General features: G+C 69.7%; 6 protein-coding genes and 1 pseudogene. 2 read left to right on the top strand and 5 right to left on the bottom strand.

Going from position 1 to position 13,552, the window contains the following annotated elements:
- The first annotated feature begins 155 nt into the window (after window positions 1-155).
- Window positions 156-1,957 (top strand): annotated as a pseudogene (locus ACGFIG_RS24045) (glycoside hydrolase family 15 protein).
- 185 nt (window positions 1,958-2,142) lie between these two features.
- Here ACGFIG_RS24045 and ACGFIG_RS24040 read toward each other — a convergent pair.
- The 3 genes from ACGFIG_RS24040 to ACGFIG_RS24030 form a co-directional block, all read right to left on the bottom strand.
- Window positions 2,143-3,324, bottom strand: a complete 1,182-nt coding sequence (locus ACGFIG_RS24040) for a peptidase M23 (protein ID WP_393006394.1) — start codon at window positions 3,322-3,324, stop codon at window positions 2,143-2,145.
- Window positions 3,325-3,606: 282 nt separating this feature from the next.
- The gene (locus ACGFIG_RS24035) at window positions 3,607-4,914 is read right to left on the bottom strand and encodes an MFS transporter (RefSeq protein WP_393006841.1); all 1,308 of its coding nucleotides are present in this window, start codon (window positions 4,912-4,914) and stop codon (window positions 3,607-3,609) included.
- 97 nt (window positions 4,915-5,011) lie between these two features.
- On the bottom strand, window positions 5,012-5,533 hold the full coding sequence (locus ACGFIG_RS24030) for a GNAT family N-acetyltransferase (RefSeq protein ID WP_393006392.1): 522 nt from the start codon (window positions 5,531-5,533) through the stop codon (window positions 5,012-5,014).
- 393 nt (window positions 5,534-5,926) lie between these two features.
- On the opposite strand from ACGFIG_RS24030, the gene ACGFIG_RS24025 reads away from it, so the two are divergent.
- On the top strand, window positions 5,927-6,163 hold the full coding sequence (locus ACGFIG_RS24025) for a hypothetical protein (RefSeq protein WP_393006390.1): 237 nt from the start codon (window positions 5,927-5,929) through the stop codon (window positions 6,161-6,163).
- 134 nt (window positions 6,164-6,297) lie between these two features.
- Here the strand turns inward: ACGFIG_RS24025 and ACGFIG_RS24020 are convergent, their stop codons facing one another.
- Window positions 6,298-12,807, bottom strand: a complete 6,510-nt coding sequence (locus ACGFIG_RS24020) for a carboxypeptidase regulatory-like domain-containing protein (protein ID WP_393006388.1) — start codon at window positions 12,805-12,807, stop codon at window positions 6,298-6,300.
- 211 nt (window positions 12,808-13,018) lie between these two features.
- Window positions 13,019-13,324 carry a hypothetical protein gene (locus tag ACGFIG_RS24015; protein WP_393006386.1) on the bottom strand — a complete coding sequence of 102 codons (306 nt, stop codon included), beginning with the start codon at window positions 13,322-13,324 and terminating at the stop codon, window positions 13,019-13,021.
- Window positions 13,325-13,552 lie beyond the last annotated feature (228 nt).

Raw genomic sequence — 13,552 nt, 5'->3', positions numbered from 1 at the left:
GGCAGCGGTGTCTGCAGCACGACAACGCGAGCTCAGGCGCTCCCGGGTCGCCTCTCCTGTCCCTGGGCTACCGCTGCGGCCGGGGGTGGTGGATCGGGCTGCGGGCCCGTGTGTCGCGGGCAGGTGTGGGAAGACCAGGGGCAGCGGTGCGCGCGATGCTCGGGGAGGTGCGGACGGTGAGGCGAGGCGGGCGGCCCGATGGAGACGACCGTGCACCGAACGTGCTACGCGAATACGCGCTGCTCGCCGACGGGTACCGTGGCGCGCTCGTCGGTCCGGACGGAAACGTGAGCTGGCTCTGTGCCCCCGGATGGGCGGACTCACCCGTGTTCAGCAGCCTGCTCGGCGGCCCGGGTGACTACCTGGTGACGCCGGCGAACCAGCGGTTCGTGTGGGGTGGGCACTACGAGCCCGGGTCTCTCGTCTGGGTGAGCCGGTGGGTGACCACGAGCGGGATCATCGAATGCCGGGAGGCGTTGCTGTTCCCCGCAGAGCGGCAGCGGGTGATGCTGCTGCGGCAGATTCGCGCGCTGGATCAGGACGCGCTGGTCCGCGTCCGTCTCGACCCGCGAGCTGACTTCGGTCGCGCTCCGGTACGTGAGGTGCGTCGTGACGGACCGCTGTGGTGGGCCCGCTCGGGCGGCCTGCACCTACGCCACAGCGGGGGCGAGCCGCTCGGGCCGACCAGCGACGGCCCGCTCTGCGGCGAGCTGAGGGTGCCAGCCGGCGGCCGGCACGATCTGGTGCTGGAGATCTCGGCACAGCCGTTCACGGACGAGCCGCCGGACCCGGCCGAATCGTGGCGCACCACCGAATTCTCGTGGCGGAGGTCGGTGCCGCCACTGGCCGGCGGGCCGGCCCAACGGGATGCTGTCTTCGCGTACGCGGTGCTGCGCGGCCTGACCCGGCCGGGCGGGGGCATGGTGGCGGCGGCCACCACCTCGCTGCCCGAGCGGGCACTCGCCGGACGCAACTACGACTACCGCTACGCCTGGCTGCGAGACCAGTCCTTGGCCGGCCGTGCGGCTGGCCTGATCGGCCGGTACGACCTGCTGGACGACGCAGTCGCCTTCCTCACCGAACGGGTACTCGACGACGGGGACCGCCTCTCCCCCGCCTATACCGTCGACGGCGGCCCCGTACCGCAGGAACGCAGGCTGGAATCGTTGCCGGGATACCCGGGCGCGGCGCCACGAGTCGGCAACTGGATCGGCACACAGCTGCAGCTCGACGTCTTCGGCGAGATCCTGCTGCTGCTGGCCGCCGCCGGTCAGCACGACCGTCTGGACGACACATCGTGGCGGGCTCTGAAGCTGACGGCTGACATCATCCGCGACCGCTGGTGTCAACCCGACTCAGGGATCTGGGAGCTGCCCGCCCGGCAGTGGACGCATTCGAAGCTGATGTGTGTGGCCGGGCTGCGGGCAGCCGCCCAGGTCGCGCCGGACGGGCTCGCCGGGCGGTGGGTTTCGCTCGCCGACGCCATCCTCGCCGACGCCGCCGGGCACGGACTGCACCCCTCCGGACGCTGGCAGCGGGCCTACGACGACAGGCGGGTCGACGCTGCGCTGCTGTTCCCCGGCATCCGGGGAGCCCTACCGCAGGGTGACCCACGCACCGAGGCCACCCGACAGGCCGTACTGGCAGATCTGGAGTGCGACGGCTACCTGTACCGGTTCGTCCCGACAGCCGTCCATTGGGCGACGCCGAAGGCGCTTTCCTGCTCTGTGGTTTCGCTGCGGCGCTCGCCGCATGGCAGGCCGGCGATGTCGTCGAGGCAAATCGGTGGTTCGAGCGCAACCGGGCCGCCTGCGGTCCGCCGGGGCTCTTCACCGAGGAATACGACGTGCAGCAGCGGCAGTTGCGCGCGAACCTGCCGCAGGCGTTCGTGCATGCGCTCATGCTGGAGACCGCAGTGAGCCTGGGCCAGGCCGCTCCCTGCCGGCCGCCGCGCTGACCGGTCGCCTGCGGGACGGGTCGCCGGCCTCGCTGGCCGACCACGTTCCAGGCCCGGCCGGGCCGAGAGCACGAGGGCTCCAGGTGACCGGCAGTCCCGGCTATGAGACGCAGCGCCGCCACGACGCGGCTACTCGACCACTCACCCTGGCGCTACCGATCACCGGCACCGGGCGGGGCTGTGCGTCAGCACCAGCCGTTGACCGGGTTGGCCGCTCCGGTGTAGTGGTACGCGTCGGGGATCCAGGTGCCGTCGGTGAGCCGGTTCCACAGGGCGGTGGTGCCCCAGCGGCCGCTGTGGGTGGTGCCGTTCGCCGAGCAGGCCACGGCCGCCGTGGCGCCGTCCGCGATCGAACCGACGACGCCGTACCCGGTGCCCGGCCCGGACCGCCGGCTGACCGACGTGCCGCCGTTGCTGTCGACGATGCCCTCGGTGAAGCCGAGCGCGCCGTAGTTGTAGAGCGTGCCCTTGACGTTCACGCGCTTCGAGCCGTGCAGCGCGTAGCCCTCGTAGGCCGTGCTGCCCTCCCGCGGCACCCACTTGCCGAGGTTGTGGGTGGCGACCGCGACGTACGCGCTGTTCTGCCGCAGCCCCAGGTGCACGTGCCGGCTGCTGGCGGAGCCGCCGCAGGTGATGTCGGTGCCGGTGTTGCCGAGGAAGGTGCCCGCCGAGACGGAGGCACCGTCGACGTCGATGTTGTTCCAGAGGTGGTAGTAGTCCGTGGCGTACCCCCGGTCGTGGACCACCCGGATCCAACCCTTGCACATCGTGTACGCGGTGCCGGCGCGCACGGCCAGCACCCGCTCGTCACCGCCGTAGAGGTCGATGGAACTGAACGGTCGCGGGGAGCCGGACCAGCCGTGTGGGCCGCCCCGGAGGATCCAGGACTGGCCGACGGTGAACGGCAGGCGCATGCCGGTGCGGAAGTCCCCGTTGGCGGCCATCGTCTTGGGGGCGGTGAAGGTGTCCCTCTCCTGCTCAGCGACGACGGAGGCGGGCGCGGCCGCAGTCAGTTCGGCGAAGGTGGCTTCGCCCTCGAAGGCGACCTGCCAGCCGCCGCGCTGCTGACGGGCGACGAAGAGCCAACCGGACGGGTGGAGGTCCTCTCCCTGCGGGGCGACGAGCACGGCGATGCCGAAGGCCCAGGCCCGGCCGTCCCTGCGGGTGACGTTCACCCGGGTGTCCGCCACATCGGCGGTCCGAAACGCCTGGTCCGCCGTGACTGCCTCCGCGAGCAGCTTCTGCTGTACGGCGGCGGTGACGTCGTTGGCCGGCGCGGCGTGGGCGCCGCTCGGCACGGTGCTGGCCATGGTGGCAACGAGCAGGACCGCCGTGGCGGTACCGAGCCAGCGTCGAGTACTCATCATGTCCGCTCCAGAGGGGGCTGAGAGGCTGACATATACCCGAAGGACGATATACCAGAGATTGATGCACGTATATGAATAGTGGATCGTCGTGCCGTCGGAACGGCCACGCTCCGGCTTTCACCAGGACGCTCGCCACGGGCGGGATCCCGAGCGAGAACTGGATCGCGGCGGCGAGGGCGGGACGCGTCCGCAGCGGCCCGCGAACCGGAATGATCCGCGCGCCGGGACTGGCAGAATCGCGTATTCGTTTAGTGCGAGTGCCCGGTCGCGAGGAAGGATCCGTCACAGCGTGTGATTGGATGGCTGGTCTGGTGCCCGCTCAGGTGTGTTTGTGGGTAGCGGTACTCCGGCTCGTCTAGATCGATGATCGAGCGGGGGCGGAATCGAGCGGGGAGCGGCGGCGGGGATGACGGTGGGCTCCGCCGCGGCTCTGGAGTGGCGGTGACTCGACTGGGTCGGCAGTACCGCCAGCGCGATCAGCGCGCCGAGCAGGCCCGTCGCGGCGAAGCCCCAGGCCGGCCCGGTGGCATCGATCACCGCCCCGGCCAGGGGGGCACCGGCGGCCACCCCCATCACCATGGCCGAGCCGTGCAGGCCCATCGCCTCACCCCGTACGCTCGCCGGCACCAGCCGGCTCACCGCGTCGGCGGTGGCTGCCACGGTCGGCGCGGTGAGCGCTCCGGACGGCAGCAGCATCAGGGCGAGCAGCCACCACTGTCCGCTGCCCAGGCCGACCGGAATGGTGATCAGACCGAGGACCAGGGTGAGGATCAGCGACGGCACCGGACGGGACAGCGCCCCGTAGATGAAGCCACCGATCAACGAGCACGCCGCCCAGAGCGCCAGCACCACACCGGTCCAGTCGACCTGGCCAACGTCGCGCAGCACCGCCACCACCGACACGTCGATGCCGGCGATCACCAGCGTGCCCGCCGCGCCACCGGTGAGCAGCCCGATCAGCCGGGGGGTCAGCCACTGCCGCCTGGGCAGCTTCTCTGCTTGCGTCGGCTCCTCGTCACTCGCCCGGGTCGGCGGGTTCAGCACCAGCAGGGTGAGTCCGGCGAGCACGATCCCTCCGCCGACGGCGTACAGGGTCAGGGTGGGCGAGAGACTGGTGGCCAGAGCCACCGCCCCCGCCGGCCCGACCATGAAGCTCAACTCGACCGACATCGAGTCCAGCGCGTACGCCTGACGGCGCTGGGCCAGCGGGACCAGGGCGGCGATCGACTGCCGGACCACCGAGAAGACCGGCAGAGTGAGCAGTCCGCCGACGAACGCGGCACCGAGCAGCACCGGGTACGGCAAGACCGGTGCCGTTCCCCAGAACAGCGCCGAGACCGCCGTGGTCAGCAGCAGCATCGGTCGCAGGCCACGCCGGTCGACCAGCCTGCCGAGCAGTGGGGCGCCGAGCGCCGAACCGACCGTCATCGCGGACCCGACGAGTCCGGCGGCGAAGTACCGGTGACCTAGATCGAGGACGTGCAGCGTCATGACCACCGCGGTGGCCGCCACCGGTACCCGGGCCAGGATCGCGACCAGCAGCAGGGGCCGCAACCCTGGCAGCGCGAGCGCGTCCCGGTACGGCTTCACATCCAACACGGTCCGTACCTTCGGGGCCGTCCTGGCTCAAGACGAGTGGTTCCTGGATTCGGTCCCAGCGGGGTTGCCGTGCGCAATGCGTGACCCATCACCGATCCAAGACGATCCAGTAGCGCCGCACTGGACCGTGCTCGGTGTCGCGGATGTCCTCGAGGACGCCGCCGTTGCGTTCGATCGTCCGGGCTGACGCGATGTTGTCGGCCAGGCAGGGGATGAGGAGGCGTTCTAGGCCCAGGACGATGCGAGCTTCCTTGAGCATCTCGCCGAGTGCCCAACTCGCCAGTCCTCGGCGGCGCGCGGACGGCCGGATGCCGTAGCCGATCTGGCCGATCTCGTCGTCGAACTTGTGCCGGAGGGCGATTGCCCCGAGTACGTGGCCGTTCTCGACGATCCACCGGGGTGAGCCGTGCTGTTCGTCAGGGCAGGGGTCGCCAGCCGGATGGGTCAGTCGGACCCGCTCGTGCACCCAAGCGGCGAAGCCTTCGGGCGAGTCCACGTCGTCGTCGGCCCCCAGGCCGAAGCCGTCCTCGTGGAGGCCAGGGCCCCAGTCGTCGCGGCATTCCACGAACGCGGCGTGCAGGCGGATAGTCGGCAGAATCAAGTCGGGCATCTGGTCACGGTATTGAAAGCCGGACCGCTGAACGAGCCACCTCTTACGAGTATTGATCATCCCCCAGAAGCCCATTCAGCTCCATGAAGTCCACGCGCTTCGACGGCTACCGGGAGGCGCTGTGCGGGGCCGCTTGGCAATGTCAGCCCGGTCAAAGACGCAACCCAGACCAGGGACGCCAGGAAGTCAGCAGCCCCACACGCGGCGATTGTGTGACTTGCGCCACATTTGAGCCGGCCACCAGAAATCAACGAATCGGCTGGCGACCGCCGCGCGCGCAGTGACGCGCAACTTGCAAGGGGCCAGAACGTTAATGCACCTATTGACCTTAATCAACACTTTGCTGCGCTTTGCCGCCCTGGACCCCGGCGCGCTCGGGAAGGGCTGCAACCGGTGCTGCCGCAGTTCGTCGCCCGGAACACCATGCTGGTCGCCGCCGTGCAGGACCCGTCGCTGCGGGTGCTCGCCGCCGGTCGCGCCGGGGCCGGCGGTCTGCACGTGGCGGCGGCCGAGCGGAGTCTCGTCGAGTTGGACCGGGTGGCCCGGGCCCTGACCCGGTACGGAATGCACGTGGTGCAGGGTCCGGTGGCGGGCCTGGCGTCCGAGGTCGCCGACCGGTACTGGGCCTGAAGGCCGCCGGCCGGCTGTGACCCGGCGGAGCCTTGCCCGCCGGCACTGTGAACGATCTGCCGGTGGACCCGGGCAGGTGGATCGTCGGGTACCGGCAGACCAGCCGGTACCCGACGATCCGTCGGGCGCTACGGTCAGGGCGTCGGTACGTTGAACCGCAGCCCGAAGCTCGGTCGCAGGACCGGCTGCCGGTAGGTGTACTGGATCGCGGAGCTACCGTCGCCGTTCTCGATACCGATGGTGGCGCCGCCGCCACGCTCCAGGAACGTCCCGTCGTTGTCGGTGTAGGCGAAGCTGTACCCACCGGCCTCGTCGATGATCGCCTGGAAGGTGACCCGGGTGAGCGGGTCCTCGTACGAGTGCACGTTGCGCCACTCGATGACGAACTGGCGGTTCGGTGCGGTGCCCCGGACCGAGGTCCGCACGCTGGCGCCTGCGTCCACCACCCAGTCGTGCCAGAACGGGTAGAGCGCGGCGTTCGGTTCCTCCGGACTCTCCACCGACGGGATCGGCCAGGCGTCCGGCGACGGCTCACCCGGGTCGACGAAGGTCACCAGACCGTTGATGTCCACCCAGCCGGTGGTGTACGTCTGGCCATACAGGGTGACCGGGAAGGGCAGGCTGACCTGGGTGTACGCGTCGTCCCCGGTGATCGGCAGGACCGTGGTGTCCGCCGGGGTGTACGCCACGGGCTGCTCGGTCACCGTGTAGCCGGCCCCAGCCGGGGTGGTCGCCAGGGCGAAGTCGACAACCTGTTGGGTGTTGGTGCCGACCACGACCTGGTGGACCGAGGAGCCCTTGCAGGCGCCGGCGGATACCGTGCTGATCACGGCGTACGATCCGGCCGGCACGTTGTTGACCTGGTAGGTGCCGTTTGCCGCGGTGGTGGCCGACAGGCCGGCCACCGTGACGCTGGCCCCGGAGACCGGCGTGCCCTGGCAGGTGACGACGCCGGTGACCGAACCCAATCCCGGCGGGTTGGGCTTGAACGTCACTCCCTGCCCACTGGCCAGCCACGCCTCCCTGTGCAGGTACTGGAAGCCGAGCGACCCGCTGGCGTTCTCGATGCCGACGGTCGCCTCGGCGCCCTGCTCGACCGGCTTGGCCGGGTCGATCCCGCTGTAGGCGAGGGTGATGTCCCCGCCCTCACTGAAGATCACCTCGAAGGTGGCCCGGGTGTTGGTGTCCCCGAAGAGGTGGACGTTGCGCCATTCGACCACCCACTGCCGGTTCGGCGCGGTGCCGCTGATCTTCGTGGCGATCTTCGCCTCCGAGTCGACGACCCAGTCGTCCCAGTGCACGTAGACGGCGGCGTTCGGGGAGCCCTCGGCGGCCGGCGACGGGAGGGTGCCCGGCACCGAACCGATCCACCCGAAGTACGCCGGGTCCTTGAAGCTGATCAGGCCGTTGGCGCTGATCCAGGCCGACGTGTACGACTCGCCGTAGAGCTTGACCGGGAAGGGCGGGTTCTTGGGCCACACCGTCTCATCACCGCTCCACCCCTCGACCACGTCACCGGGGACGAAGGTCTGGGCGCCGGTGGTGCACTTGTAACCGAACTCGTCCCCGTCGACCATCACCGACAGGTCCACCCCGGAGACCCCGCCCGGGTGGTTGACGGTCTCCTTGGCGTACTGCCCGGCACAACGGTCGTCGCCGGTGGACGCGGCGAGCGTGTACTCGCCGACCGCGACGCCGGTGAACTGATAGCTGCCGTCGGCGCCGGTGGTGGTGCTGCGGTTACCCGGGTTGAGGGTCACTGTCGCGCCGGAGACCGGTTGACCGGTCACCGCCGTGGTGAGCGTGCCGCTGACCGAGCCGACCGGGGCCGGGGTGTAGGTGATCGAACTGTTGCCGGTGAGCGCCGCCTCCTGGAAGGAGTAGAGCGCGGCGACCGTACCCGAGCCGTTCTCCAACCCGATGGTCGCGGCCGCTCCCTGTTCGGTGGGGGTGGTCATGGTGCCGTAGTGGAAGGCGATCCGGCCATCCTCGTGGAAGATGACCTCGAAGGTCAGCCGCCCGGCGTTCGGCGGTCGGAAGTTGACGTTGCGCCACTCGACCACGAACGACCGGTTGGGGGCGGTGCCGATGGACTGGGTACGCACGCTCGCCGAGGCGTCCACCTCGAGGTCGTCCCAGAACGGGGCGACCAGCGCGTTCGGTGCCGTAGCCGTCGGCATCGTCGGGTTCGCCCAGGTATCCGGCTCACCGGACGCGTTGCCGAAGCTGATCAGGCCATTGGTGTGCACCCGGCCCTGGCTGTACGACCGCCCGTGGAAGGTGACCGGGAACGGCATGGTGACCATGGTGACCGCGTCGTCGCCGGTCAGTGCGAGCACCGTGGAGGCCGCGACGTAGCCCGAGGCACCGGTGGTGCAGGCGTACCCGAGACCACCGTGGTCCGGTCCGAGCTGGAGGTTACGGACGGTGTCCGCGGCCAGCTCGACCTGGCTGCGTGCGGCGGTGCCACACCGGCCGGCCATCTTCACCGATACGGTGTAGCTGTCGGCGACCAGACCGGTGAAGCTCCACGCTCCACCCGCGCCGGTCGTGGCGGTCAGCCCACTCGGGTCGAGGGTGACGGTGGCTCCGACCACCGGGTTGCCGACCGCGTCGACCAGGGTGCCGGAAAGGTTGTGCTTCTCCAGCGGGTCGACCGCCGCGGGGCGGGCGAAGGTGATCGTCCTGCCCGTGGTCAGCACCGGCTCGTCGGCCGAGTAGGGCAGTCCGTCCTCACCGGCGGGGGCCTCGATGCCGACCAGCGCGTTGGCGCCGCGTTCGGCATCGTTGTCGAGCTGGTCGTAGCTGGTGGTCACGGTGCCGTCCGGGGCCAGGACGGCCGCGAAACTCAGCCGCTGTGCGGTATTGCCCTTACGGTGCACGTTGCGCCACTCGACGGTGAACCGCTGGTCGTCGCCGGTGCCGGTGGTCGCGGTCCGCACGCTGGCCGAGGCGTCGACGACCAGGTCGTCCCAGAAGGGTGCCAGCAGCGCGTTCGGGTCCGCCGGGGCCGGGAGTTGTCCACCGCCGGTGTACGGGTGGGAGCCACCCGGGTCGGTGAAGGACAGCAGCCCGTTGGTGTCCACCCAGGCGTTGCGGTACGCCGACCCGTAGAACGGGAAGGCGAACGGCAGGTTCACGCTGGTCACCGCGTTGTCACCGGTCAACGCCAGGGCGTTGCCGGCCGTGCTGAACGCGGCCGTCTGCTCCGAGCAGGTGTGGCCCAGGTCGTCGGTGTGCGGGAAGAGGTACAGCTCCAGGTAGTTGCCCTGGCCGTCGATCTCGACCTGCCCACTGCCGGCCAGGCCGCACCGGCCGCCGACGGCGGCGTGGAGGGTGTAGATGCCGGGCGCGAAGCCGGTGAAGGAGTACCCGCCGTCGGCGGCGGTGACCGTCTGCAGCCCGCCCGGTTCCATCCTGACGGTGGCGCCGGCCACCGGGAGGAAGGTGGTGAAATCAAGTACCTGTCCGTTGAGGAACGCGGTGGGCTTCACCGTGAACAGTCCCCGGGACATGCCACCGACGCGGCCCCCGTCGTCGACCGCGACCACATGGATCGGCCGCTCACCGTTGGTGGTGCCGACGTTGAGGGTCACTGTGGCGGTCCCGCCTGCGGCGGCGGCGTTCACTTCGGTGTCCAGCGCGGTGCCGCCGACGCTGTACCGGAACTTGGTGATGTTGGTGTCGCCACCGGCGTTGAAGATGACCTGGAGCTGCCCACCGGCCGTCGCCTCGGTGCCGTTCGGGAACGACACTGCCGGCTGCAGGGGCACAGCCAACTCGGCCAGCTTGGTCGCGGTCTCCTTGAAGTTGTAGATGTGCACGTCGTCGACCGCGCCGTTGAAGAAGCCGTCGTCGACGCCGTTCCACTTACGCTTGCCGATGGTGACCGGGCCGGTGGCGTTGAACCCGCCGACCTGGGTGGCGGTCGCGGTCTGGGCCACACCGTTGACGTACAGGGTGAGTTGCTTGGTGCCACCGTCGTACGTCGCCGCGAGGTGGGTCCACTTCCCGGCGGTGGGGGCCACGTTGGACAACACCGAGTAGACCCCGGGGTTGTCGGCGTCGGTGCCGTTCATGGCGAACCGCCAGCGGTTGTCCGGACCGGAGTAGCCCAGCGAATAGCTGGACACCCGCGAGCCGTTGGCCGCCACCACGGTCCGCTGGCCGGTCACCGAGGTGGTGGAGGTGACCTTCACCCGCGCCGTCACGGTGAAGCTGGCGTCGGTACGCACCGGTGTGGCGACGCCGGTGTCCGGGTGCGGGGTGGTGAGCTGGCCCGCGGTGGCCGCGTAGGCGGTCGAGCCGTTGAGGGACAGGGCGCTGCCCGCGCCACCCCGGCCCGTCGTCCGTCCGGCACTGCCGGCAAGCGTGGCGGTGTTGTTGTGGGTGGTGACGTCGGTGGCGTTGCCGCTGGCCTCGTCGAAGTTCCACTGCGCGGCCGGCCCTGAGCCGGCGCGGACGCTGAAGGTGTGGGTGACCGGGGTCGAGTACCGGCCCGCGTGGTCCCGGGCCCAGACGTAGAGGGTGTTGACCCCGTCGTGCAACGGCACGATCGTGAGCGAGGCACCGTAGTCGGTGGTCCGCGCCGGCACCGTCCTGGCTGCGGTCAACACTCCCGAGTCCAGGCTGTAGGCATACTCCTTCACCTCGTACGCCCGGACAGCGGGCGCCGCGATCGTGAACACGCCCGACACACCGACGCCGCCGTGCGGCGTACCGTTGTCCGGGTAGTCGGTGGAGGCGATGTCACTCGGCGGTGACGGTGATGTCGCGTCGACGGTGAACTCGCAGGTGCCCGACCAGCCGCCGTAGTGTGTGCCGTCCCAGGTACGCGCCTGCCACACGTAGCTCGAGCCGTCGACCAGCTTGCCCGACGGGATCGCCTTCGACACCGCCGACGGATTACCCGATGACTGGGAGATCTTGTTGGTCTCGTTGCGGGTCCCGCCCACCGGCCACCAGTAGAACCAGGTGGTCAGCGACTGCTGCGCGGTGTCCGGGTCGGAATGCTTCGCGGCCAGCACCGGCGTGGTGGACAGCACGTACGGCCGGGCACTGCCGGTGGCACACACCTTGCCGTCGGATTTGCGGTCCGACGGCGCGTTCGGGTTGGTGTTGTAGGTGATCGCCAGCTTCGGCGAGGAGTGGTTGAACCGCTTCCACTGACCCTTGGTGCCCTCGTCTATCGCCCTGAGCCCGACGGTCAGGGTGGACCAGTTGCTCGCCGCTGCCTTCGTCACCATCGTCTTGACGTTGAACTCGATGGTGCCGGTACCGAGACAGCCGTGCGCCGCCCCGTACTTGCGGTTGCCCGAGGTCTGTGCCGTGTAGGCGCTGTACCAGGTGGGCTGGTTGTTCCAGGTCGTCGACGACGAGATCGACCCGGTCATCCACAGCTTCGCGTTGGTCTTCGGGTTGCACGTCCAGGCGTGCCGCTGCTCGACGCGGAACTCCGCGGCGAGGATGTGCTTGCCCCGCACCGCGCTGGTGTTCATCCGGAACATCGAGCGGATGATGTGGTCACTGCACCCGGAACAGTCCTCGGTGCGACCGGCACCGGCAGACCCGTACGTCGAGCCGTTGTTCAGTGCCGAGGAGTTCTTCCAGAACGAGCTGGACTTGTGCTTACTCCACACCGACGTCCACGCGTTGTCGACGATGCCGCCGGTCCAGGACGGATCGATATAGATCGGAAGCTTCGTACCCGGGTCGGCCAGCATGGCCTGGTCCGGCACGATCGTCAGCGCACCGTCACCCACCTTGACCGGCATCACCGACCGCCGGGAGCCCTCCGGCGGACCGGCCTGACCCGGCGCACCGGCGGACCGGTTCGGCTCGGCTTCCCCGGCGGTCGGCTTGGGCTTCGGGCTGAGCTGCCGCTCTTTCCCCTTCCCGGCCTCCGCCGGGCCGCCCGCTGCCGACTCGGGGTCGGAGGAGTCCCACATCAACGGGGCCGGCGAGGTGAAGACGGTCTTCCCCGCACTGTCCCGCGCGGCCAGGCCTCCGCCGGAGACGGCGGCCACAGCGACTCCCCTGGTGGCCAGACCGAACCGCAGGGACGCGAGCTTCGGATTCGCCGCCGCCTGCCGGGTGCGTACCACCAACACCTCGGAGAAGCCCAACGGCTGCGCGGTGACCCGCAGGTCCACCTCGGGCAGCACGTCCCGGTAGATCGCGGTGGCGCCCTCCAGCACCGGCGCCGGCAGTTTGCCGGGCCAGGTCATCGACAATTCCCGGTCGCCGTCGCGCAGGCGTACGAACGGGCCGTCCCCGCCGGAGGAGAAGACCATCGGCAGGACCGTCGCCCGCGGCGCGATCCCGTCCGGGGACGCCTTGAGTGTGGTGTCCACCGGAGCCCACGAGTTGCCCTTACGCACCCGCACCGGCTCGATGCTCTGCTCCAGAGTGCGGGAACCGTCGACGTTGAGGAACGTCTGCGCGTACTCGGTGCGCTCCGACAGGATCTCCACGGGCCGCCCGCAGGCGGCCAGCATGCTCCGCGCGGCTGCGGCGTCGGGCTGCGCATCGACACAGCGCGGGGCTGGCGGCTGCGCCGCAGCAGGTGTGGTTGGCACGATCAGCGCCGTCCCCGCCACCGCCGCCGCGACCGCCGCCGCAGACCACCTGGACCGTTTCCACATCCGCGCAGCGGACAGCACTCTAGGCACACCGAACATGAGGGGCCCCCGTGATCATCCAACGTCATGGCGCGCTCAACGTACAGATAAACTCTCATAGGCGTCAATATTTTGCGCCAGTCGACTTGAGAAGATGCCACGGAGCCGTTGACATCCGCACCGGCAGCACAATTGCCAGACTCGGAGCGATCGGAGAATCAGGCGACCCGCCTGCTCAACCAACGAGGCAGACCTCATTCAGTTCTTTTTGCACCCTGATCAGATCAGTTCCCGTCGCATCAGCGCTGCCCGCCGCCTGCTGGCGAAGCAGGTCGGTGTAGTGACGCAGAACGACGCGGAGTCGCTCGTCGCCCACCCGCTCCACCAGTGGACGGAGTTGCGCGGCCCATGCCTCGAAATAGCGGCGACGCAAGTCGGCCACATCAGCCGCGCCGGGGGCGCCGGTGTACGCCGCTTCTACCGCATCGAGGTAGGCGCGACCCTCCGGCGCACCACCGGCGACGTACCGCTCGTTAATCATCCTGACGTCCCCACAGATCTGTGCGGAGTTGTCGGGTGGAACCGGGCGGTCCCCCGACTCCGCCCGCCCGCAGCCGACGACTGCGAGGACCACCGCCGCCACCCACCACCACCGCCAGCTTGTCATCAATGCGATCACAGGTCCTCAACTCGTCTGCCCAACGCGACGATCACCGCCGACAAATGGCAAACATGCTCAGATCTTGAAATATCCGGGTCAGCGCGAATA

Origin of the sequence: Micromonospora sp. NPDC049048, from assembly GCF_043197615.1 — a bacterium.
In the GTDB taxonomy this organism is placed as follows: domain Bacteria; phylum Actinomycetota; class Actinomycetes; order Mycobacteriales; family Micromonosporaceae; genus Micromonospora.
The sequence above is the reverse complement of the archived record's forward strand: the minus strand, read 5'-3'. Positions and strand labels throughout refer to the sequence as shown.

What these genes read in the sequence shown, in the direction of transcription:
- ACGFIG_RS24015 (WP_393006386.1), bottom strand. Translation starts at nt 13,324, where the DNA reads ATGATTAACGAGCGGTACGTCGCCGGTGGTGCGCCGGAGGGTCGCGCC.
- ACGFIG_RS24030 (WP_393006392.1), bottom strand. Translation starts at nt 5,533, where the DNA reads ATGCCCGACTTGATTCTGCCGACTATCCGCCTGCACGCCGCGTTCGTG.
- ACGFIG_RS24040 (WP_393006394.1), bottom strand. Translation starts at nt 3,324, where the DNA reads ATGATGAGTACTCGACGCTGGCTCGGTACCGCCACGGCGGTCCTGCTC.
- ACGFIG_RS24020 (WP_393006388.1), bottom strand. Translation starts at nt 12,807, where the DNA reads ATGTGGAAACGGTCCAGGTGGTCTGCGGCGGCGGTCGCGGCGGCGGTG.